The 21,695-nt window shown below is 69.5% G+C and carries 14 protein-coding genes and 6 pseudogenes; 12 read left to right on the forward strand and 8 right to left on the reverse strand.

Features of this window, described 5'->3' with window-relative positions; genetic code table 11:
• Positions 1 to 462 precede the first annotated feature (462 nt).
• The gene (locus AB0G14_RS23710; protein WP_357700799.1) at positions 463 to 2,604 is read right to left on the reverse strand and encodes a cupin-like domain-containing protein; all 2,142 of its coding nucleotides are present in this window, start codon (positions 2,602 to 2,604) and stop codon (positions 463 to 465) included.
• Between the two features lie 32 nt (positions 2,605 to 2,636).
• Positions 2,637 to 3,230: a hypothetical protein gene (locus tag AB0G14_RS23715; protein WP_357700801.1), complete on the reverse strand. Its 594-nt coding sequence runs from the start codon at positions 3,228 to 3,230 to the stop codon at positions 2,637 to 2,639.
• Positions 3,231 to 3,314: 84 nt separating this feature from the next.
• Here AB0G14_RS23715 and AB0G14_RS23720 point away from each other — a divergent pair, with 84 nt between their 5' ends.
• A complete protein-coding gene (locus AB0G14_RS23720) occupies positions 3,315 to 3,926 on the forward strand; it encodes a CGNR zinc finger domain-containing protein (RefSeq protein ID WP_357700803.1) in 612 nt (203 codons plus the stop codon).
• A 13-nt stretch (positions 3,927 to 3,939) separates the two neighbouring features.
• Here the strand turns inward: AB0G14_RS23720 and AB0G14_RS23725 are convergent.
• From AB0G14_RS23725 to AB0G14_RS23740, 4 genes and pseudogenes are all read right to left on the reverse strand, one after another.
• Positions 3,940 to 4,308, reverse strand: a pseudogene (locus AB0G14_RS23725) (transposase); the annotation flags it as partial.
• 436 nt (positions 4,309 to 4,744) lie between these two features.
• Complete coding sequence (locus AB0G14_RS23730) at positions 4,745 to 7,207, reverse strand: DUF4127 family protein (RefSeq protein WP_357700805.1); 2,463 nt, start codon at positions 7,205 to 7,207, stop codon at positions 4,745 to 4,747.
• A 52-nt stretch (positions 7,208 to 7,259) separates the two neighbouring features.
• Positions 7,260 to 7,739 carry a hypothetical protein gene (locus AB0G14_RS23735; RefSeq protein WP_357700807.1) on the reverse strand — a complete coding sequence of 160 codons (480 nt, stop codon included), beginning with the start codon at positions 7,737 to 7,739 and terminating at the stop codon, positions 7,260 to 7,262.
• 36 nt (positions 7,740 to 7,775) lie between these two features.
• A complete protein-coding gene (locus tag AB0G14_RS23740; RefSeq protein WP_357700809.1) occupies positions 7,776 to 9,479 on the reverse strand; it encodes a DUF4127 family protein in 1,704 nt (567 codons plus the stop codon).
• Between the two features lie 188 nt (positions 9,480 to 9,667).
• Here AB0G14_RS23740 and AB0G14_RS23745 point away from each other — a divergent pair, with 188 nt between their 5' ends.
• From AB0G14_RS23745 to AB0G14_RS23770, 6 genes and pseudogenes are all read left to right on the forward strand, one after another.
• Positions 9,668 to 10,711 (forward strand): LacI family DNA-binding transcriptional regulator, encoded by a 1,044-nt coding sequence (locus AB0G14_RS23745; RefSeq protein ID WP_357700811.1) that lies wholly within the window; start codon positions 9,668 to 9,670, stop codon positions 10,709 to 10,711.
• Between the two features lie 490 nt (positions 10,712 to 11,201).
• Positions 11,202 to 12,497: an alkaline phosphatase family protein gene (locus AB0G14_RS23750; protein ID WP_357700813.1), complete on the forward strand. Its 1,296-nt coding sequence runs from the start codon at positions 11,202 to 11,204 to the stop codon at positions 12,495 to 12,497.
• 274 nt (positions 12,498 to 12,771) lie between these two features.
• Positions 12,772 to 12,915 (forward strand): annotated as a pseudogene (locus AB0G14_RS23755) (glyoxalase/bleomycin resistance/dioxygenase family protein); the annotation flags it as partial.
• Positions 12,916 to 13,208: 293 nt separating this feature from the next.
• Positions 13,209 to 13,637, forward strand: a pseudogene (msrB, locus tag AB0G14_RS23760) (peptide-methionine (R)-S-oxide reductase MsrB); the annotation flags it as partial.
• A pseudogene (locus tag AB0G14_RS23765) lies at positions 13,634 to 13,947 on the forward strand (peptide-methionine (S)-S-oxide reductase); the annotation flags it as partial. The pseudogenes msrB and AB0G14_RS23765, both read left to right, overlap by 4 nt.
• A gap of 99 nt (positions 13,948 to 14,046) precedes the next feature.
• Positions 14,047 to 14,405 (forward strand): annotated as a pseudogene (locus AB0G14_RS23770) (site-specific DNA-methyltransferase); the annotation flags it as partial.
• A gap of 62 nt (positions 14,406 to 14,467) precedes the next feature.
• On the opposite strand, the pseudogene AB0G14_RS23775 reads toward AB0G14_RS23770, so the two are convergent.
• Together AB0G14_RS23775 and AB0G14_RS23780 are read right to left on the reverse strand one after the other, a co-directional pair.
• Positions 14,468 to 14,773 (reverse strand): annotated as a pseudogene (locus AB0G14_RS23775) (S1 family peptidase); the annotation flags it as partial.
• Entirely contained in the window at positions 14,748 to 15,962 is a 1,215-nt protein-coding gene (locus AB0G14_RS23780) for an enolase C-terminal domain-like protein (RefSeq protein ID WP_357700815.1), read from the reverse strand. The pseudogene AB0G14_RS23775 and the gene AB0G14_RS23780, both read right to left, overlap by 26 nt.
• A gap of 177 nt (positions 15,963 to 16,139) precedes the next feature.
• On the opposite strand from AB0G14_RS23780, the gene AB0G14_RS23785 reads away from it, so the two are divergent.
• The 5 genes from AB0G14_RS23785 (at position 16,140) to AB0G14_RS23805 (ending at position 21,637) form a co-directional block, all read left to right on the forward strand.
• Positions 16,140 to 17,234 (forward strand): GntR family transcriptional regulator, encoded by a 1,095-nt coding sequence (locus tag AB0G14_RS23785; protein WP_357700817.1) that lies wholly within the window; start codon positions 16,140 to 16,142, stop codon positions 17,232 to 17,234.
• Positions 17,235 to 17,321: 87 nt separating this feature from the next.
• Positions 17,322 to 18,641, forward strand: coding sequence for a sugar ABC transporter substrate-binding protein (locus AB0G14_RS23790; protein ID WP_357700819.1), 1,320 nt, complete (start codon positions 17,322 to 17,324; stop codon positions 18,639 to 18,641).
• A gap of 35 nt (positions 18,642 to 18,676) precedes the next feature.
• On the forward strand, positions 18,677 to 19,645 hold the full coding sequence (locus AB0G14_RS23795) for a sugar ABC transporter permease (protein ID WP_357700821.1): 969 nt from the start codon (positions 18,677 to 18,679) through the stop codon (positions 19,643 to 19,645).
• The gene (locus tag AB0G14_RS23800; protein WP_350705222.1) at positions 19,638 to 20,498 is read left to right on the forward strand and encodes a carbohydrate ABC transporter permease; all 861 of its coding nucleotides are present in this window, start codon (positions 19,638 to 19,640) and stop codon (positions 20,496 to 20,498) included. Before AB0G14_RS23795 ends, AB0G14_RS23800 begins: the two co-directional genes overlap by 8 nt.
• A 110-nt stretch (positions 20,499 to 20,608) precedes the next feature.
• Complete coding sequence (locus tag AB0G14_RS23805; RefSeq protein WP_357700824.1) at positions 20,609 to 21,637, forward strand: Gfo/Idh/MocA family oxidoreductase; 1,029 nt, start codon at positions 20,609 to 20,611, stop codon at positions 21,635 to 21,637.
• Positions 21,638 to 21,695 lie beyond the last annotated feature (58 nt).

The raw sequence follows: 21,695 nt of genomic DNA on the forward strand, positions 1-21,695 counted from the left end.
GGCGCGCGGGCTCTACTCGATTCCTTGGACATGGAGCGTCGCCGGGAGGGTACGCCTCCCGACGCTCATCCACAGGTTTCGAGCATTGCTCTGCCCCGGCTGCGCCGACTCCTGAGGCGCCTCTCCCCAGCTCCGCTCCCAGCCAGATCCCAGTGGACCGGTGGATGCTGCCCGCTGGGCACCCCCTGGCGGTGTCCGCCCCGGCAACGAGGAGAGGAGGTGACGCATGCGGAGGTTGTTGATCGTCACGATGGTGGCCGCCACCGCCCTCACCGCTGGCTTGGCACCGCGCCGACGAACTGCCGAACGTGCGGTACAGCGCCGACGTACGCGACCCACCACCAACCGGCCCACCCGGCCTGACCACGGACGAGATCCCGGATCCCCCACCGGAGAAGGACAAGGGTTAGTGGATGTAGGGGGCGCCGGTACCGGTGCCCCCGACACCATCCGTCCCCTCCGTCAGGGGTCGGTACGCACCAGGGGCGGGTGCAGATAGTGGTTGCCCGAGGGCACCTGGAAATGGTGCAGGCTCACCGTGGCACTGATGTCCAGTGCCCGTACCCAGTGCCACCATCCGGCCGGCACGAACAGTGCGTCGCCAGGCTCCAGCACCCCTGCCAGGACGGTGGCCTGCCCGTACAACGGGTGCTGGTCGAGGTCGGGCCGCGCGGCGTCGACGTGGCTGTACGTTCCGCCTCGGGGATACACCCGGGGACGCTGGTACGACGGCACGAGGCGGACGTGTTTGCGGCCCATCACCTGGCACAGCAGGATGTTCATGTTGTCGTGGTGCAGTGCGGTGACCGTGCCGGCCGGCCCCAGCAGCAGGGTCACCGCCTCCGGCAGCAGAGCCGGATCGATGATGCCGGGCACCGGCTTGATGTCCTGGGTCAACGGTTTGAGACCGTGCTGCCAGTTGTCGTTGCGCGCGACCATGTAGTAGTCGTTGGTCTCCCCACCCGTCTCGACCATGGTGAGGTAGTCGGCGAACGTCATTCGCGTCCGGTGTGCGTCGTGCTGCCAGCCATGCTCCGGGTTGCTGTCCCGCCCGGTCATCACCTCGACCTCGACCTCACCCAGTCGGTCCCGCAGGCTGGTCGGCGACCACTGCTGTCGGGCCGGCCAGTCGTCGACCGCCCCGGCCAGGATCACCGGTCGGTGGGCAAAGTAGTACCGGTCGAAAAACTCGGCAGCGGAGAGGCCGGCCCGGCGCTCCAGCCCGCCGGCCAGCTGCGCCGAGCGGAGATCGCTGTAGAAGTCCAGTAGCGACTCCAGCCAGGCGTACTCCCGGGCCAGCCGCAGGCAGGCCTGGAAGTACGGGTGGTCGGGCATACGGGTCAGTTCCTCGTCGACCGTCGATCCGGACAGCCCCGCCGCCAGCAGTGCCTCCCGGACCTCCCCGGCCGGCACACCGAGGGCCAGGTTCTCGGCCGTCCAGGCCCGCCACTGCGGAGTGAGCCCGGTCGGCTCGGCGGCCGTCCGGGTCACCGGGACTCCGGCAATCGGGACGGTGACCGGTCCCGGTGCGTCCCGGCCGGCTCGGCGGATGTGGTTCCGTCCGGCAGGGGAAGCCGCTGCCGGGTACGTCCGTTCGACAGATCGACGCAGTCGACGTAGTTGTTCTTGACGTTGACCTCGAACTCCGGTTCGGCGTTGGTCATCGGTCGCAGCCCACGCACGGTGTCTCCCTTCACAGTGGATGGTCGTGTGGTCGACCGTGCCACGGTCCGCTGGGATCCCACTGGGATCCTCGGCGGTGCGGCGAGGCGCCCACCACGACCGGCCGCTGCCGTAAGGCACCTCCAACGGTGCGGCCCGACCGGCCGGAAGGTCGAGGGAGGTGTCCTGACCGAGGATCGCCGCTTCCAAGCGAAGCAGTCCGGGCCCGGGGTCGACACCGAGGTCCCGGGCGAGCCGGGTCCGGGCCCGGCGCACCACGGTCAACGCGTCGCCCTGCCGACCGGCCCGGTACAGCGCGATCGCCAGCAACTCCCAGCCGCGCTCCCGCAACGGCTGTTCGAGCACAAGCGCCTCCAGCTCACCAAGCACCTCGGCGTGCCGGCCCAGCGCCAGTGCGGCGGTCAGCCGTGACTCAGTGGCAGCGGCCCGCAACCCGTCGAGGCGGGCGATCTCCGGCAGCACGAACGACGCCTCCGCCAGATCGGCGTACGCCGGGCCGCGCCACAACCCGAGCGCGCCGGTCAGGGTCGTGACGGCCGCAGCGGGTCGCCCCCGTTCCAGCATCGTCACGCCGTGCGCGACCAGCGCGGTGAACCGTTCCGCGTCGACCTGCTCAGCCGGCACCCGGACGGCGTACCCGGGGCCTTCCCGGAGCAGCACCGTGCTCGGTGAGCGCGGTGGTCGGTCCGGTTCGAGCGCCCGCCGCAGTCCGGCGACGTAACCGTGCAGGGTCGCCGGGCCGGCGGTACGCCCACCGTCGCTCCAGACCAGGTTCCGCAGCCGCTCGGCGGGCAGCATCCGACCCCGGGCCGCCAGCAACGTGGCGAGTACCATGGGCTGTCGGCGGCCACCGAGCGCCACTTCCGCCCCGTCGCGGTGTGCGGTCAGTGGCCCGAGTACGGAGAGCTGCACGTCGGCCATCCCTACCCACCACCTTCACCGGGTCGCCGTGGTCAGGCGGTCGGGTCACCGAGAGCGACGCAGATGTTGTCCTGTCGGCCGATCCCCAGCGTCAGCTGACGGGTGCCGTCCGGATCGATCGAGACGACGTGCAGCCCGTCGAGGATGTAGTAGCCACGCGGGTGGCGGTCTCCCAACCGGAAGCCGAACCCCGCTGGCCCGACGATGGTGTAGCGCAGCCACCCGCCGTCCGGGCGGTATTCGAGCAGCCCGGAGCCGCCCGCGTCCCGGCGTACGGCTTCTCCGGTGTCGGTGTTGACGAAGTCCACGGTCAGCGGGCCGGCGTACTCCTCACGTCGAACGGCACCGGTGGCATACCGGGCGAGCACCCGGACCCGTACGTCCTGGGAGACGACGCGGACGTGGATCGGGAACGAGCAGTAGCGGCCGGCCGGCCCGGTCCATTCCTCCTGGATCGACGGACGCCAGGGCTCGGGGCGGTTGCCGTCCCAGCGTCGCCAACCGGACACGGTCACCTGGGATCCATTGTCCTGAGCGACCACCGGGCCGGCGGGAGCGGTCACGAGGGCCGTGGACACCATCAGCATTCCGAGCAGCGACCGACTGACGGTCTTTCCCAGGCGCATGTCATCACCTAACCAGTAAATGTCAGTTAACCGGTGTGGTCGACAGTACTGGTTAACTGCGCCGAGTCAAGGCACACTGTCGACATGCACTGGGTGAACGTCGAGGGCTATCCGATGCCCGTCCCGGTCGGCGGGCATCCCGCCCTGGAGCTCTGCAACACCTGGGCCGGCTGGGCGGCACCACCCAGTCCGGAACGGGAGTGGCTTCGCGACTTCGACCGCCTGGCGGTGTGGACCGGGTACGTCCAGCTACTCACCCCGACCACCGTCGGTCGACTCCGGGAACACGGCCGCCGCCAGCCGGCCGCCGCACACGACGTACTGGTGGCGACCCGGCTGCTGCGCACCGCGCTGCACGATGTCCTGCTCGACCCGGGCGACACCGCGGCCTTCCGGCACGTCGCCGAGCAGGCGCAGCGAGCCGCCGCCGTGGCGGTGCTGGAGTCGGACCAGGACGGACTCGCCCACTGGACCCTGCCCGACGACGTCGGTCTGCTGCTGCCGCTGCTGGCCGGTGCCCGGGCCGCCGCCGACCTGCTCAGCACCCCGGCCCGCACCGAGGTACGCGCCTGCCCGGCCGTCGACTGCGGATGGCTCTTCCTCGACCGGCGGGGCCGGCGTCGCTGGTGCAGCATGGCCAGGTGCGGCAACCGGGCCAAGGTACGGGCCTATGCCGCCCGCCAGCAGCCGGACTGACCAACCGTCACTCGATGCCGATCGTGTTGTCGCTGGCGCTGACGGCGGTGACGACGACCGCGAGGAGTAGGCCGAGGGTATCGGTGACGATGCCGCGCTCGCGTCCGGCGATCTTCTTGCCGGCATCGATGCCTTGCGTGGCCAGCGGCGCGTTGGTGGAGGTCTTCACGCTCTGGGTGTCGATGACGCAGGCCGACGGCTGGGTGGCGCGTCCGGCCCTGGCGCGGGCGAGGCCGGTGAGGTCGTGGTTGAGCTGGGCGAAGATGCTGTCGGCGGTCCAGGCGGCGAAGTAGCCGTAGACGGTCTGCCAGGACGGAAAGTCGTGGGGCAGGTAGCGCCAGGCGGCCGGGAGCTGCGCGAGGGCGGCGTCGAGGACGGTGATGTGATCCGCGGTGGCGTTCGACCCGGCCCGACCCGGCGCAACATTCGGACAGCAGCTTTCGGGGGGTTGTCCAGGAAGCAGAACAACGGGTGGTAGCCGTAAGGCCGGTCCGGGGCGCCCTGCAGCGTTGCCGCTGTGGGTTTCCCCGGACCGCCTTCCGGCTGAAGCGTCGCTGGCACCTCGATCGCGTTCGCCGGCGAGTCCGCCTACGGGGCGATGCTCCACGACGCCCGCAAACCGCAGAACATCCACGTCGGACAACTCGTCATCCCCGGTGCCATCGGCATCACTGCGACCATCCGAGCTCGGGTGGGGTGGTGCGCACGCCGGTTCCGGCGTGAGCTCGCCAGCGAGGCAGCGGTGTAGGGATGTCTTGGGACGCCGGTCCCGCTGGCGATCCTGCCACGCTGGTCCGCGGGTTCAGCGGGGTTGACGGTCAGCCGCAGGAGGCGTCCCGGCAGGTCACCTCGATCTCGTAGAGCCTGGCCTGCCTGTCCCGGCTGCCGAGCACGTCGAGGCGGATTGCAGTTGCGCGGACCGGAGTGAAGGTGTGCGTGGTGACCTTGGTCGTGTTTCCGGTGACTTCGCTGAGCGACTGCCAGGCACCGTCGACGAGCCCAGAGATCCGGTAGGCGGTCAGCTCGTACCCGCCGTACTGGTGCAGCCGCACGGTGTCGATCAGCTCCGGATCGGCGAACTCGACCTGTAGCCAGTGGCTGTCGCCCGGATCGGTGATCCAGCGACTACCGGCGCTGACCACGTTGCCGTCGATCACGTGCGACGGCACGTACTGCCGCCACCAGCCCGACGCGGTGGCCGTGGCGCCCTCGGATGCCAGCGCCACGTTGTGCCACACCGCACCGAAGATCGTGGTGGCGCTCGCGGCGAACTGTCGGGGTCCGTCCGGCAGCATGCCGTGCGGGGCGTCGACCGTGACGGTGGCGCTCTGCTCGGCCGCGAGTTGTCGGACTCCCACGGTCAACGGAACCTCCACCACCGCGAACGGCGCGAGCCGCACCTCCGCCGGGGCCGGGGCGACCCACCCGTCAGGGACAACGGCGCTGAGCTGTGCGGTCACGGGTGTGCCGACGTCGTTACGGAGTACCGTGGTGACCCGGGCGTCCACGTCCGACTCCGGCCGCACCGTGGTCCGCAGGGGCAGGGCCGAGACGGTGAGCAGCGAACCGCGGTCGGTGAGGGTCGTGCTCAGTGCGAGGGTGGGGAAGGCTTCCAGCTCCTGGTAGCGCGACCAGGCCAGCGTCATCTCCCAGGACTCCAGCCGGTGCACGGCCGCGGTGACCTCGTACCGGCCGTCGTTGCCGGCTCGGACCGGGGTGCCGGCGAACTCGTCGGCGAAGAGCTGATTGGCCAGCTGCCTGGTCTGCTGCACCGCGAGCTGGTTGGCGCCCTCGAACACCTTCGTCATGTACTGCGGATCGTCGCCGTTGTTCCGAGCGTACGCCTGGACCTGGCTGAGCACCTGGTTGCGGTAGACATCGGTGTGGGTCAGCTCCTGCAGCGTCAGCTCGACGTGCGCGGTGGCGGCACCCAGGAGGATGGCCTGGCGCGCCTGCTGGAAGGGAGCTCCCTTCGACTTGCCCGGGAAACCCGGCAGGCGTCCGGTCCGGCTCGCCTGCAACAGCGCTGCGCGGACCACCGACTGGGAGATGGACAGGCCGATGTTCCAGCCGGACCAACCGGCCAGTTCCCCGAACCGGATCCGGGGGGCGAGCAGCGAACGTAGCTCGCTGTCCACCTTGCCGGCCAGCGCGTCGTCGCCGACTGCGACGAGCCGGCCCCGGGCCACCGCGTCGTGGATCCGGTCGGCAAAGGGTTCCAGGTTTCCGCCTCCGGCCGTGTTCGCCATCAGCAGGATGTCGGCGTCGGAGCTGTCCGAGGGGCGGGCGCCGAGGGTACGCACGTATTCGTCGACCAGGGTGGCGTAGGGGACGTCCTGATAGGGGGCCACCCACTGGTCACCGGGGGTCCGGGACCACTCGACGTCGACCGTCGGGGAGGCGCCGAGCCGTTCGGTGATGTGCTTGGCCACCAGCAGCGCGCCGAGGATGTCCGCGCCCGGGTAGATCCTGACCCGGTCCTGGACCCCGAGCTTCGCCGTGAGCGCGGCCAGGGCAGCCTTCTCCAGGCGGTGCGGGCCGTGCTCGGTGGCGTCGTCCTGGCCGAGGATCAGGTAGTCGATGGTGCCGTTCGCGACCCGTTCGATCATGTCGCGGTTGATCTGGTGGTCCCGAGCCCGGGCACAGAGGAAGTCCGCCTTGATCTCTTCGGGGATCTCGTTGGCGACCTGCTCGTACTCGGCCCGGCGTTCCTCTTGTCCGAGGTTCTCCACCTGATCCATGAGGATCGCCCAGCGCCGGATCGGGCCGGAGTGGATGCCCGGGTAGCTGCTGGTCGGCTCGATGGTGAGGCGCATGATCACGTCGAAGGCGTACAGCGGCTTGTCGGGGTTCGTCCGCTTCACCTCGTCCAGCACGGCGAGCCGCCGCCGGGCGTCGGCCAGGCTGGTCTGGCAGGTCCGGGAGGCGACCAGGCCGCCGTAGGCGAGCATCGGGGCCGCGACCACCGAGCCGTCTGCGTCGGCGGCGGCCTCGCGCCACCAGGCGCCGACCGCGTCGGCCTGACCGTAGGTGAAGTACTCGCCGAGCAGGTCCTTCGGGGGTGTCAGCGCCTGGTGTCCGCCGGCCTCGGCGACCGCGACCGGCGTGTACGCGGTGAACGGCCGGTCGTCCAGCGGCACGACGGCGAGCTGGCCCAGGTTGGCCGGCGGCCTGGCGGCCGTGGCCGGAGTGCCCGGGAGGGCGAGCGCGAGGGTGAGGGTGACCGCGGTGGTGGTGATCACGCTGAGGGTGTGGGGTATCAGTCGTCTGTTGCGACGCATCGGTTCACTTTCGTCGGGTGGTGGACGAGGTCATCGGAGTTCGGTGGCACGGTCACCGGGGGCCTGTCGCGGCGGCAGCCGCAGAACTGGCGCCGTTGAGCTGGCGCTCGTGGTCGTAGAGCCCGTCCAGCCCGTACTCGACCATGTCGGTGCCCAGGGTTCCGCCAGCGATCTGGCCGTTGGTGTAGGTGCAGGAGCACTTGCGGTGCCATCGGTTGTCACGGCAGTCCGCGCTGTACGCGCTCTGCGCGACCACCCGGTTCTGGCTGGTGGTGGGGGAGTCGAAGTCGAAGGTGTACCAGTCCGCACCGAGTTGGGGTCCCGTGCTGAGGAACTGCCGGGCGATGGCGGCTGACTGTGCGTACCGGTTGTCCGGTGGCGCCACGGCCGTCTCCAACCGCTGCATGAACGCGATCGCCGTGAGATTCCAGGTGGAGATCGTCGAGTAGAGGTTGCTCCAACTGGAGATCTGGTCCACGTAGCCGCCCGGCGGGGTGGTGGGCTGGCCGATTCCGTCGACGAACGGATGCACGCCGTAGGTCAGCCAGCAGCGCCGCCGCCCGCGCCCTCACCGTTGCCCCCGGTCCGGGGTCAGGACGATCCGAGGCTCAGCGGCGATCTCGCCGGTGCGGTTCCAGGGCAGGTGGATGTGCCAGGCGTCGAGCCGCTCCACGCGGGCCGCCACCGGCGCTCGTCCATCACTGCCGAGGGCGAGCGTGGCCCCGGCGAACTCGTCGGCGAACAGTTTCTCGGCGTACGGGACGGTGTTGTCGACCGCGTACGCGTTGATCTCGGGGAAGTAGGTCCGGATGTTCTGCGGGTCCGGCTCGCCCAGCGAGATCGCGTAGGCGGTGGTGGCGGTGCGGACGTTGTTGCGGTACGAATCGGTCTGCACCAGCTCCGAGATGGACAGTTCGATGCTGGCTCGCGCCGCGTCGTGCAGGAGTGCCCGCCGTGCGGCCAGGACCGGCTCACCGACGGTGGCCGGCGCGCCGGGTGGCAGGTCACCGCGGGCCGATCGTTGCTGCAGCGCCAAGCGGGACATTGCCTGGGCGAGGCTGATCCCGACGTTCCAGCCCGAGTAGCCGGCCAGCTCGACGTACCGGATCCGGCCGTTGAGCAGGGACAGCAGCCGCCGGTCGGAGTGCCCGGCGATCGCGTCGTCGCCGAGGGCTACGAGGCGGCCGGCCCGGACGTGGGCCACGAGGCGGTCGGCGAACGGTGCCACCGATGCCGAACTGCCACCCGTGTTGGCCATCAGGACGAGGTCGGACTGTTCCGGCTGGTCCACGACCGTCCCGCCGAGGATGTCGACGTAGCCCCGAATGAGCTGGGCGTATGGGATGTTCTGGTAGGGCGCTGTCCAGGCCTCTCCCGGCACCCGGGAGTACTCCACGCTCACCCGGGGCTGCACGTCGGCGTCCCTGATGGCGATCTTGGCTATGAGCAGGGCGGCTACCACGTCGGCACCTGGGTAGATCACCACCCGATCGCCGACGCCGAGCTGGGCGATGCGGGCGGCGAGTGCCTGGGACTCCGGTCGGTGTAGGCCGTGGCCGGTGGCGTCGTCCTGGCCCACCACGAGGAAGTCGAAGATTCCTTCGGCCGCCCATTCGATCATCGTCAGGTTGACCCGGTGGTTGCGTGCCCGGGTGGCCAGATAGTCGCTCCGCACGTCGGCCGGGATCTGGGACTCCAGCGCGTCGAGTTGAGGGCGCTTTTCCACCATTCCGAGGTTGTCGACCTCGTCCTTCACCGTCGCCCAGGCCCGTAGCTCGTTGCGCCACGGCCCCTCAGGGGTTAGCCGCATGATGGTGTCGAAGGCGTAGAGCCGCCGGTGTGGGCGGCTCCGTCGGACGGCCCGCACCGCCGCCAGCCGGGCGAACACCTCGGTCTCGGGTACGGAGCTGTTGCGGGAGTTGAGCAGTCCACCGTAGGCGAGCATCGGTAGGGCGACGACCAGCGCGTCCGCCCGCGTCGTTGACGAGGTGAGCCACTGGCCGACGGCGCGTCCATCGCCCGGGGTGAAATGTCGCCCCAGAGCTTCCCGTGGCGGCAGCAGGGTGTCGTAGCCAGCGCCGGTGGCGATCTGTTGCGGGGCGTACCAGGTGTAGGGCCGGTCGTCGAGCGGCACCAGGGCGATCCGGCCGAGCCGTGGGGTCTGTGCCCGGGCATGGGCCGGGCGGCCGAGGGCGGCGAGGCCGGCGCCGGCAAGACCGGCGAGGCCGGCTGCCCGGAGAAGGCCACGGCGGGAGAGGGCGTGATCAGGCATGTCGGCTCCTTGCGTTGCCGGGGGATGCGCTGAGTCTTGGATCGACAAGAACTCCGGGTCAAGACCGCCGGAGCCCGTAATACGTATTACTTGCTCCGGCGGCCCTTGACACCGGTTCTGCGGGCCGGGCAGCATCCTCCGCAACAATCCCCGCCGATACGCGACGCTTCAGAAGGTGGCCGATAACCGTGTCCGCAGTACGGGGCAGGCTGACGCAGCACGAGATCGCGCGGATGGCCGGAGTGAGCCAGACGACGGTGTCACTCGTGCTCAACGACCGTTGTGAGGCGGCCTGGCGGATCGCCCCGGAGACCCGGGAACGGGTGCTGCGCGTCATCCGCGAGACGGGATACGTCGCCGACCCGCTCGCCCGACGGCTGCTCCAACAGCACAACGAGATCCTGGGCGTGTTCACCTACGAGTCGGTGTTCCCGAGCGCCAGCGCGAACTTCTACCACCCGTTCCTGTCCGGCATCGAGGCGTGTGCGGAGAACATCGGGTGCGACCTGTTGCTTTTCACCAGCGCCCCCGTGAACGGCGGCAGCCGGCGGATCTTCCACGACAACAACCGCATCCGACTCGCCGACGGTTGTGTGCTGCTCGGTCGGGAGATTCCCCGCGACGAGCTGGCCCGGATGGTCGCCGGGAACACGCCCTTCGTGTCCGTCGGTCGACGTGACGACGCCTATCTACCCTCCGGTGAGGGCGGTCCGGTGCCCTGTGTCGGCGCGGACTACGCCCAGGCCACCGCCGCTCTCGTCCACCGCGCCGTCGACCTCGGGCACCGGGTGGTGGCGTACGTCGGCGATGGTGCCGGCGCCGAGTCCGCGGTCGACCGACTGGCCGGCTTCACCGCCGCGGTCGGGGAGACCGGAGTCGACGGTCTCCACGAACCGGTCGACGGACGAACCCCGGCGGAACTGCTCGACGCACTGCGCTCGACCCGGGTCACCGCCGTCTTCTGCGAGGAGCTGGTCGAGGCCGTCGCGATGACCGAGGCGGCGCGGACCCGAGGCCTGTCCGTGCCCGGTGACCTGTCCCTGGTGGCACTCGGGGATCCCACCCGACCGGCCGAGACCGACCTCGAATTCACCGGCTTCCGCATCCCCAGGAAGAAGATGGGCTGGCAGGCGATCGAGGTACTCAGCGACATCCTGCACGACCGGAGCAGCGACCACCAACGGCTGCTTCCGTGCGAACTGGTCGAGGGCGAGACCCTCGCTTCCCCCTGACCCGGCAACCGACCGAAACTGACCAGCGGAACGCGAAACTGGATGGGCTTCCCCCGCGGGGTGGACACCCTGACACCCGGTGCCCGTCCCGACCGTCGTCTTGCCAGGTGTGGCCGGTGTTCTTTACGGTGGGCAGCCTGCTCACCGGGTTCGACGCGGCACTGCACGTGCTTCGTTCCGCGCCACCCGACGACGCCCGGGCAGCGATACCGGCCGCGCTGCGTCGCCAGGAGACCTTCGCCGTGTGCGCGGCTGATGCCGAGGTCGGCGGCGACTTGCTCGGGATCGCACCGTCCTTGATCCGCTGGGCGGCTCCGGCCGGAGCGTGCCGCCGGCGCCCGCCTCCAAGCAGGCCCGCGGCCTGCCGACCGGGCGCCCGGCGAAGCTCCCGGGCGACGAGGTGTGAACGACGCGAAACCACGTTGCACGTTTACGACGTCGCCACCTTGGGCTCACGGGGGCGCCAACCCGACCCGATTCAGTGCACTCCATGATCCGAACTCTCCGCACCCTGGGCCACCTCACCGCGGCCCTCGCCCTCCCTCTGCTCACCCCGCTGCCGGCGTACGCCGCCGTGCCGGACTCCCTACCGGCGCAGGCGGCGCCGGCGGCCGACCACGTGATCTTCATCGGCCTCGACGGCTTCGACTACGACTACCTGGGCGAGGTGCCGACGCCCAACATCGACCAGCTCGTCAAGCGTGGCAGCGTCACCGAGTCGACCGGCGTCATGCAGTCGATCACCAACCCGTCATGGTCCTCGATCGCGACCGGCGCCTGGCCGGAGCGGCACCTCAACACCGCCTACGTCTACGACCCGGTGTCGCACACCGCCCGCGGCCAGGAGCGCGATCTCGCGGTGCCCACCATCGCGGAGGCGGTCCGCGCCCAGGGCGGCACCGTGATGTCGTCGCAGTGGTTCATCGTGCAGAACCACGGGACGGCGTACGGCGACCCGGAGGGCATCTACACCCAGCCCGGCGGTGACTGCTCGCGTCGCGTCGACGACATCGTGAAGGTGATCAAGGGCGAGCCCGTCAAGAGCGGCGCCACCATGGTCACGGCCCCGAAGATCCCCGACCTCATGGCGGTCTACTGCGACGCGCTCGACGCGATCGGCCACGAGGGTGGCGACCACGACCAGCGGATCCCGGACGCTCTGGCGGATCTCGACGCCCAGATCGGCCGGATCGTGCAGGCCACCAAGGACGCCGGCATCTTCGGTCGCACCACCTTCGTCATCACCGGCGACCACGGCATGACCACGTTCACCAAGGGCTTCGGCACGCAGGTGATCGACGCGATCGCCAAGGCCGGCTACAAGGCCGAGCTCCTCGGGACCGGCAAGACGCCCAAGCCCGACACCGACGCCGTCATCGTCGTCGGCGGCATCGGCAGCCTGCATCTGGTCGGCGCCGCGAAGAACGACCCGCAGGCGGTCGCGAAGATCAAGGCCGCGCTCGAGGCGACCCCGCACGTGAGCCAGGTGTTCGACAAGGCCGCCCAGCAGGCGATGCACATGAGCCCCCGCTTCGGTGAGCTCGTCATCGAGCCCGAGTCCGGCTGGTCGATCGGCGGCGACCCGGCGGGCGGCGTCGCCGGCCGTCACGGCGCCACGACCGAGCTGCACATCCCGCTGGTGCTCTCCGGCGCCGGCGTCCTGCCCGGTCTGCACCCCGTCGACCCGCACCACGTCGACATCGCCCCGACGATCGCCGCGCTGCTCGGCATCCAGCCGCCGTTGGGCGCGCAGGGCCGGGTGCTGAGCGAGTCGATCCGCGACTGACGCCGGAGCGTCGCCGTGGCGGTGACCTCCACCGTCACGGCGACGCGTCGTCTTAGGACGTCCGCGCGGGCCTCAGCGACTTCCCGTGGCTGCCGGAACCTGGGCGAGCGACGTCATGAACGACGAGGCCCACGCGGCCACGTCATGCTGCTTGATCGTCTTGCGCGCATCGGCCGGGCGAGCTCGGGCTGGACGCGGTGGTCGAGCACTTTACGCTGGTGGGCGACGAGGGTGACGTGGCTGCGCAACAAGACGGGAGCGACCCGACTCGGGTTCGCCGTGCAGCTGCTACGCCCTCCAGGACAAGGCCTGGGTACGTGGCCCTGGCAACGAGCCCTGGGAGGTCTACACCGTCAAGGCCGACTCCCCGCAGTTGGAGAAGACCGCCGAGAGCGTCCGCTGCACCCCGGCGGCCGAGACGGAACCCGCAACCAGCGAGACCGCGTCAAGCTGCACCGACAGCCCAGGATCGTCCACCACCACCTACATCAAAGCGGACCTCTACGAGGTGGCCGACGCGCTGCCGGCGATGACCGGACAGCTACACCCATTCGCCAAGCCGGGCGAGATCGTGGTTAGTCAGCCCCAGGACGGGGTACGCCCTCGCGACGCGTGTGGAGGCCAGCTGAACCCGGCCGTTTCTTGCCGACGATCCATCCGAGAGGAACAACGGTGTCACACGAGTATCGCAAGAACCCCGAGGCAATTTCTCGGCTGTCGGCGGAGCAGTACCGAGTCACTCAGGAAGGCGGGACAGAGCCAGCCTTCGACAACGCCTATTGGGACAACAAGGAGCAGGGCCTCTACGTCGATGTCGTGTCCGGTGAACCCCTGTTCGCTTCCGTTAACAAGTACGACAGCGGTACCGGCTGGCCGACTTTTACCATGCCGATCGAGCCGAGAAACGTGGTCGAGGTCCAGGACTCGAGCCTCGGCGTGGTCCGCACCGAGGTCCGGTCAGCACACGGGGAGAGCCACCTTGGCCATGTGTTTGACGATGGTCCCGTGGAGACTGGCGGGTTGCGTTACTGCATGAACTCAGCCGCACTTCGGTTCATTCGGCGCGACGACCTCGAGCATGAAGGCTATGGCGAGTACCGCAAAGTGTTTGAGCACCCGGACGGCGGGGCGAAGCGATGACCGACACGGCTGAGAAGGCGGTCCTGGCTGACGGCTGTTTCTGGGGAATGCAGGACCTCATGCGAAACGCGCCGGCGTGCTCGCCACCAGAATCGGATCCGCCGGCGGGGACGTGCCGAACGCGACTTATCTGAACCATGGTTCGCATGCCGAGGCGTTCGAGATCGCCTACGACCCCGAGAAACCGTCCTACAGGGAGCTTCTCGAGTTCTTCTTCCAAGTCCATTACCCGACCACGAAGAATCGTCAGGGCGGCGATGTAGGAACCAGTTGCCGGTCAGCCATCTTCTATTGCAACGACCAGCAGCGGCAGAGCACGTGTGTGCGGGCTACGAGGTCGCCCGCGCTCTCATGGCGCTGACAAGCGGCCGCACCCGCTGCTATCAACACGATCCTGACGCGAGGCCAGATCGTCGACGCCAACATCACCCACGCCCATATCCAGGGCGCCGTCGGACAAGCGTCGGTGGTCCGTGGCGACGCGACCCGCTTGCAGTCGCTGCTGCCGGCGGCCCTCGTAGGGCAGGTCGCGCTCGTGGCCACCTCACCGCCGTGCGGGCCTACCGTGCACGCCTTGGTCCGTCCCGGCGTCGACGTGGTGGCGAAGTTCGACAACGCCTGCAACGACGGCACCGACCGCGGCAACCTTGCCTACCGCGACCTGGCCGGCCTGGCCGACGGGTTGAGCAGGTCCTGCGCGGCGGCGCGACACTGCTGCGCCCCGGCGACACCGTGGCGGTCACCGCTCGGCCGAGGGACCGACGTGGCAGATGACGGCGAGAAGGCTCCCGGCCGTGGCCGGGAGCCCTTCCGTTCGCCTCGCTGGTGGATCAGTAGACGGTCACGCCGTACGCGTTGGCTGCTTCGCGTACAGGCTGGTAGAAGGTGGTGCCGCCCGAGCGGCAGTCGCCGCTGCCGCCAGAGGTGATGCCGAGTGCCTTGGTGCCGTCGTAGAGCGGGCCGCCGGAGTCGCCCGGCTCGGCGCAGACGGTGGTCTGGATCATGCCACTGACGGTGCCGCCGCCCTTGCCGACGTAGCGGACCGAAACGTTCAACGCGGTGACGGTACCCCTGTGGGTGCCGGTGGTCGACCCGGTGCGCGTGACGGACTCACCGACGAAGGCGTCCGCGACGGTGAACCCGCGGATCGGCGCGGAGCACGTCGACGGCCAGGGCTCGTACCGCGGCTTCGTCCACGTCAACGCCCAGGCCGGGGCCGGTGGGTACTGCGGCCTCCCCGTCGCGTACCTCGACCGTGTGTCCGCCGACGTAGGCGGACTCGATGAACTGCCGGCCGTTGAGGTCGACGGGCGTGTCGATGCCGAACGCCGAGAACAGGTGCAGCGAGGCGGCGAAGCCGAGGTCGGAGTCGGTGAGGCCGGAGCCCATCAGGCGAACCCCGCTGTCCTCGGCGAGGGCGCACATCCGCCGGGACAGGGTGAGACCCCCGCTGCGCTGCACCTTGGCGATCGCGACATCGACCGCGTTCAGGCGTACGAAGGTGGCGAGGTCGCTGGGGTGGCGCAGGCTCTCGTCGAGCGCGACCGGCACGGGGGAGTGGTCCCGCAGCCGTTGTAGCCCGGCGATCTGGTTGGCCGGCAGCGGCTGCTCGAACGCGGCGACGTCGAGTTCGGCGAGCCGGCGGGCCACCTGTAGTGCCTGGTCGACTTGGTACGCCTGGTTGGCGTCCACCCAGATCGCCGCCTTCGGTGCCGCTCGGCGTACCGCCTCGACGAACGCGAGGTCCTGGTCGATCTCGGCTAGCCCGATCTTGACTTTGAAGGCCGTGTAGCCGAGGGCGTGGCCCTCCGTGACGCTGTCGGCGACCGCCTCGGGGGTCTTGGCGGAGATGATCCAGCCGAGTGGGATCCGTCCGACGCGACGTTGCCCCCAGAGCACTCCGAGCGGGACGCCGACCGCCCGTCCGACGAGGTCGTGCAGCGCGATGTCGATCGCGGACTTCGCGATCGGCGCACCGATCGTGAAGCCGCGGTTGATGACGCGGTCGAAGGTTGCCGTGACCGCGTCGAGGTTCCACGCCGGTGCGCCGAGGACCGCGGGCGCGAGGTAGCGATCGATGGTGGTGACGATACTCTCGGTGGTTTCGTAGGTCCAGGACGGCGTCGGGGTGGCTTCGCCCCAGCCGACGACTCCGTCCGCGGTCACCTTCACCAGCACCCGCCGGCTGGGCTGCCCGACGGTCGCGACGGTCCCTCCGGCGATCTCGAACGAACGGATCGTCGGGAGTTCGACCACGAAGGTCTCCACCCGCTCCACGACGAGACCGTTCAGTGCCCCGGTGCGCTCGGGCCCAAGAGTCGGCATGCCGTACTCACCTTCCGTGGCATCTATTTGGGAATGAATTCATTCCCGCTAGTCGATGGCAATCCGGAGCATACCTGCCCGGCGAGCCGCGTAAAGCAGGGAAAATTCTTGCCGGAAGGGATTGACGGAGGTTCGTCTGCTGCTCAAGAATCCTCAGCCATGACCGGCATTGATGGTTTGGATTCATTCCCTCACGGGACGAAATTCCGAGCCCTGGCGGCCTACCTTCGGCAACAGATCGCCGAAGGTCGGTGGTCGGTCGACGCACGCCTGCCCACCGAGCAGGAGTTCGCCCACACCCACGAGGTGGGGATCAACACGGTCCGCCGCGCGATCAACCTGCTGGTGGACGAGGGGCTGGTACGTCGTCGCCAGGGCTCCGGCACCTACGTGGTGGCGATACCAGCGCAGGCCGGGCGTAGCGCCCGCTTCGTCGGGGTGCTCGTACCGTCCACCTCGTACTTCTACCCACGGGTGATCGAGGGCATCGAGCGGGTGATGACCACCGCCGGCGTCCGGATCATCCTTTCCAGCTCCGAGTACGACCCGGATCTGGAGGCGCAGCAGATCAACCAACTGCTCACCGCAGACGTCGACGGCCTGCTGCTCGTGCCCAACCTGCACCTGATCGAGAAGCCCCAGCAGTACGTCGACCAACTGCACCGGCTACCGGTCCCGTACGTGCTCGTGGAACGGCGGCCGCCGGCTCCCGCACCGGACGACGCGACGCCGTACGTCTGCACCAACCATCTGGGCGGGGGCTACGCCGCGGTACGGCACTTCGTCGAGCTGGGGCACAAGCGGATCGGCCACCTCGGCCGGATCCGGACCGCGACCGCCGACATGGTGGCGGAGGGCTTCGACCGCGCGGTCGCAGACTTCGGCCTGCCTCGTCTCCCAGCGGCCGCGGTCCGACGTGAGGAATGGACGTCCGACCAGCTCGCGGCGTACGCACAGGTTTGCAGGGAAAACGAGATCACCGCGGTGTTCTGCCTCGGCGACCGGGACGCCGCGGGACTGCTGCCCCACGCGCGCCGGCTCGGGCTGACCGTGCCGGACCGGATGGCGGTGATCGCCTACGACGACGAGGTCGCCGACCTCGGCGAGGTGCCGCTCACCGCCATCTCCCCGCCGAAGACCGAGGTGGGCAAGCTCGCCGCCGAGGTCCTGCTGCGACGCATCGAGCAGGGCGCCTCGGCCCCCGTGCACCAGACCCAACTGCAACCACGGCTGGCGATCCGGGCCTCGTGCGGCGCCGCCCGCGACCGGTAGTCCGTGACCGGCCGAGGGGCAGGCGCACCGTCGAGGCGGTGACCCGAGACCGCTGCGCGCCGGGCGACCAACACAAGGAGATCCACGATGAGGATGCAACGCTTCTCGCCAGGCCGGCGTCTCGTCGCCCTGGCAGGCGTCGCGGCGCTCGCCGCGACATTGATCGGCTGCGGCGCGAGCGACGAGGAGAGCGGCGGCCGGGTGACCATCAGGCTGGGCTACTACGCGGAAGCGGGCGGCCCGGCCGACAAGACGATGCGCTCGCTCGCCGACGAGTTCATGAAGGCGAACTCCGGCATCAAGCTGGAGCTGGAATCGGCGCCGTACACGGACTTCTTCAAGCGGCTGCGCACCCAACTCGCCGGCGGCAAGGGGCCTGACGTGTGGCTCTCCGACGGGGTGCTGGTGCAGGAGTACGCCGGCCGCAACAGCCTGCGTGACCTCAGCGACTTCGTGAAGACCGTCAACACCGACGACTACTACGGCGTGGACCTCAACCGCGACTCCGACGGCCACATCTACGGCTTCCCGCAGGGCGCGCAGACCCCGGTGCTCTTCTACAACAAGAAGATGTTCGCCGACGCGGGCGTCGCCGAGCCGACCGGGGACTGGACGTACGACGACCTCACCGCGGCCGCGAAGAAGCTGACCCGGGACACCAACGGTGACGGCAAGCCCGACGTGTGGGGGATGCGCGTCTACTCGCCCGGCTTCACCGAGAGTTGGTGGCCGATGGTCAAGGCGTTCGGTGGGGACGTCGTCGCCGACGGGGGGCGGAAGGTCGTCGTCGACAGCCCGCAGAGCCGCGCGGCGCTGGACTGGATGCTGAACGCGATGTACACGGAAAATGCCGGCCCCGACGTGGTCACGACCAAGGCGCTGGGCAGCCCGCACACGATGTTCGCCAGCAACCGGGTGGCGATGCAGTTCGGCATCTACGCCCGCACCATCCCGGCGAACGCGGCGAAGATCGACCTCGGCGTGGCACCGATGCCGAAGGGCCCGGCGGGCCGCGGCCACGTGGCGATCGCGAACTCCTGGGTGATCAACAAGGCCGCGAACCAGCGGAAGGCCGAGGCCGCCTGGAAGTGGATCACGTACTTTGCCTCCGAGAAACCACAGACCACCTGGGCCGGGATCGGCGAGGCGATCCCGATCAACAAGAAGGTGGCCGCGTCCGACGTGTTCCTGAGGCCGGGTACCCCGCCGGCCGACCGGCAGGCATTCCTCGACGCCCTCGCCGACGCCGACGACCTCGGCCTCAACCCGGTGTGGACCGAGTACACCACGGCCGTGGCGAACCAGGTCGACCGGGCGCTCGCCAAGGAGAGGCCCGTCGGTGACGCGCTGACCGAGGCGCAACGGGAGGCACAACAGATCATCGACCGCTTCTACGCGAAAAAGTGAGTCAGCCCCGCCAGACGGAGGGAGGAGGTGGCGCTGTGACGACCATCGAGGACCGGGTGGAACGGGGGCGTCGCCCTTCCCCCCGGGACGGAAGGAGAACCGGGGTTGAACGGCCGGGCTTCGGTCAGCGGGCATGGGCGAGCGTGTTCGCCTTCCCGTACCTGGCGCACCTGGTGGTGCTGACCGCGTGGCCCGTACTCGCCCTGCTCTACTTCAGCCTTACCGACTACGACACGCTCTCCCCACCGAGGTGGGTCGGGCTGGACAACTTCCGCCGCCTGCTCGGTGACGAGGCGTTCTGGCGGAGCCTGCTCAACACCGCCTACTTCGCGGTGTTGTTCGTACCCACCCAGACGATCCTCGCGCTGCTGCTCGCGGTTGCGCTGAACCAACGCCTGCGATGGATCTCGCTACTGCGCAGTGCGTACTTCGTGCCGGTCATCTCGTCGTGGGTCGTCGTGGCGTACGTCGCCGACGCGGTCTTCAACCCGCAGTTCGGGATGGCCAACACCGTACTGGGGTGGCTCGGCCTGCCCCAGGCGACCTGGCTGCAGAGTCCGGTGCTCGTCATCCCGACGCTCGCCCTGGTCGCGGTCTGGAAGGGCGTCGGCTACATGATGGTGCTCTTCCTCGCCGGGCTGCAGAACATCCCGGAGGAGCTGTACGAGGCCGCCAAGATCGACGGCGCATCGGCCTGGCAACGGTTCCGCCGCGTCACCCTCCCCGGGATATCGGGGACGACGTTCCTCGTCCTGGTCCTCTCGACGATCACCACCCTGCAGGCCTTCGAACAGGTCTACGTGATGACCGGACCGATGCGGGGCCAACCGGCCGGCCAGCCGAACGGGGCGAGCGAGATGACGGTGCTCTTCATGTACCAGCAGGGCTTCGAGTTCTTCAACATGGGCTACGCGTCGGCAGTCGCGTGGGTGCTGTTCGCGCTGATCTTCCTCCTGACGCTGGTCCAGCTCCGCCTGCAGAAGAAGTGGGTGCACTATGCCTGAGACCGGTCAGCGCGGCCGGGTCCGGCGCCGCCAAGATCGACGTGGACATCCGGCCGCGTACCTGTTCGTCGGCCTCGGTGCGGCGATCATGGTCGTTCCGTTCGTCGCCTCCGTGGCCAACTCGCTGAAGAGCTTCGCGCAGTACGTCGCGGTGCCGCCGATCTGGATCCCGGACCCGCCGGAGTGGTCCAACTACACGCAGGTTTGGGAACGTGCCCCCTTCGGCCTGTACGCCTGGAACAGCTTCCTCATCGCGAGCCTTTCGGTGGTCGGCAACGTGGTCACCAGCGCGATGGTGGGCCACGCGCTGGCCCGGATGAAACTGCCGGGCAAGGATGTGCTGCTCGCCGCGGCACTCGGCACCCTGATGCTGCCCACCGTCGTGACGATCATCCCCAACTTCATCCTGTACAAGCACCTCGGTTGGCTCGACACCATGCTGCCGCTGGTGGTGCCGTACTGGCTGGCGACGCCGTTCGGGATCTTCCTGATGCGCCAGACGTTCCTCGCGATCCCCCGCGACTTCGAGGAGGCGGCGGCGCTCGACGGAGCCAACCCGTGGCAGGTGTTCTGGCGGGTCCACATGCCGCTCGCCAAGCCGGCACTCGCGACACTCGGCGTCTTCACCTTCATGGCGTCCTGGGGCGCCGTGCTCGAGCCCACGATCTACCTCACCTCGCCGGAGAACTACACCCTGCCCATCGGGGTGATGAGCCTGCAGGGCCAGTTCATGGGCAACGACCAGCTCGTCACCGCCGCCGCGCTGATGTCGCTCCTGCCCATGCTGCTGTTGTTCCTGCTCGCCCAGCGCTACTTCGTTCGCGGCGCGATGGCCAGCGGTCTCAAGGGCTGATCAGCGCTCGCCTGCCGCCCCGCCACCACGAGCGTGGGGAGGGGCCGCCCGAGCGCCCCTGACCACCCTCGCCCTACCGACACACCTGTCCTGATCGAAAGGAACGTGCAGTGACCGAAACATGGGGGAATCGACCATTCCGCGTCGGCGTGATCGGGGCGGGTAGCGTCGCCGCCCTGCACCTCGACGCGGCCGCCGGCCTGCCCGAGGTCGAGGTCGCCGCGGTCTGCGACGTACGGCTGCCGGCCGCCGAGCAGCTCGCGGCCCGGTTCGGCGCCCGCGCGTATGCCGACCACGCCGCGATGTTCGCCGCCGGCGAGCTGGACGGAGTGCTGATCACCGCGCCGCACACGCTGCACGCACCGATCACCGTGGACGCCGCCGCGGCCGGACTGCACGTCCTGGTGGAGAAGCCGATGGCCACCAGCGTCGAGGACACCCAGCGGATGATCGACGCCTGCACGACCCACAGGGTGCGCCTTGCCGTGGGCCACGTGCTGCACTTCCTGCCGACGGTCCGCGAGGCGTGGCGGACCCTGCGGTCGGGAAGCCTCGGCCGGCCCGTAGTGATCACCGAGCGGCGTACCGCGCGGTACGAGCGGGGTTCCCGGCCGGACTGGTTCTTCGACCCGACGCTCGCCGGCGGCGGCATCGTGATGAACGTCGGCACACACAGTATCGACAAGGCTCACTGGCTTGGCGACGCACCCGCCGTCAGCGTGCACGGGTACGTCTGGCACCAGCCGGGCGTCGAGGTCGAAACCGAGTCGGTCGGCCTGCTGGAACTGGCGAACGGGGTACGAGTCATGCTCTCGGTCACCGGGACCGGCCTGCCGTTTCAGGACGAGACCGAGGTGGTGTGCGAGCACGGCGCGCTGCGGTTGTCCCGGCGCGACGGGCTGTGGACGTACCAGGGGGACGACGCGGTGCAGGTGGTCACGCCCGAGCAGGACGACATCGTGGCGGCGTTCCGGGAGCAGTTGGCGGACTTCGTCGCGAGCTGCCGCGACGGGCGGGTGCCGGCGGTCGACGCGGCGTACGGGCAGTCGGTCGTGGCCACCGCGCTCGCGCTGTACGAGTCGGCCGAGCGTGCCGACATCGTGCGGATCCCCGGTCTGACCGTGGAGGTGGCGGCGTGAGCGAGCGGAGCGAGCGAGCCATTCGGCTCAGCAGCGTGGCGCCTCGCGCCGCCGCGGA

The organism is Micromonospora sp. NPDC023814 (genome assembly GCF_040639595.1).
Lineage (GTDB): Bacteria > Actinomycetota > Actinomycetes > Mycobacteriales > Micromonosporaceae > Micromonospora.

What these genes read in the sequence shown, in the direction of transcription:
- AB0G14_RS23710 (WP_357700799.1), bottom strand. Translation starts at nt 2,604, where the DNA reads ATGGCCGACGTGCAGCTCTCCGTACTCGGGCCACTGACCGCACACCGC.
- AB0G14_RS23715 (WP_357700801.1), bottom strand. Translation starts at nt 3,230, where the DNA reads ATGCGCCTGGGAAAGACCGTCAGTCGGTCGCTGCTCGGAATGCTGATG.
- AB0G14_RS23720 (WP_357700803.1), top strand. Translation starts at nt 3,315, where the DNA reads ATGCACTGGGTGAACGTCGAGGGCTATCCGATGCCCGTCCCGGTCGGC.
- AB0G14_RS23730 (WP_357700805.1), bottom strand. Translation starts at nt 7,207, where the DNA reads ATGCGTCGCAACAGACGACTGATACCCCACACCCTCAGCGTGATCACC.
- AB0G14_RS23740 (WP_357700809.1), bottom strand. Translation starts at nt 9,479, where the DNA reads ATGCCTGATCACGCCCTCTCCCGCCGTGGCCTTCTCCGGGCAGCCGGC.
- AB0G14_RS23750 (WP_357700813.1), top strand. Translation starts at nt 11,202, where the DNA reads ATGATCCGAACTCTCCGCACCCTGGGCCACCTCACCGCGGCCCTCGCC.
- AB0G14_RS23780 (WP_357700815.1), bottom strand. Translation starts at nt 15,962, where the DNA reads ATGCCGACTCTTGGGCCCGAGCGCACCGGGGCACTGAACGGTCTCGTC.
- AB0G14_RS23790 (WP_357700819.1), top strand. Translation starts at nt 17,322, where the DNA reads ATGAGGATGCAACGCTTCTCGCCAGGCCGGCGTCTCGTCGCCCTGGCA.
- AB0G14_RS23800 (WP_350705222.1), top strand. Translation starts at nt 19,638, where the DNA reads ATGCCTGAGACCGGTCAGCGCGGCCGGGTCCGGCGCCGCCAAGATCGA.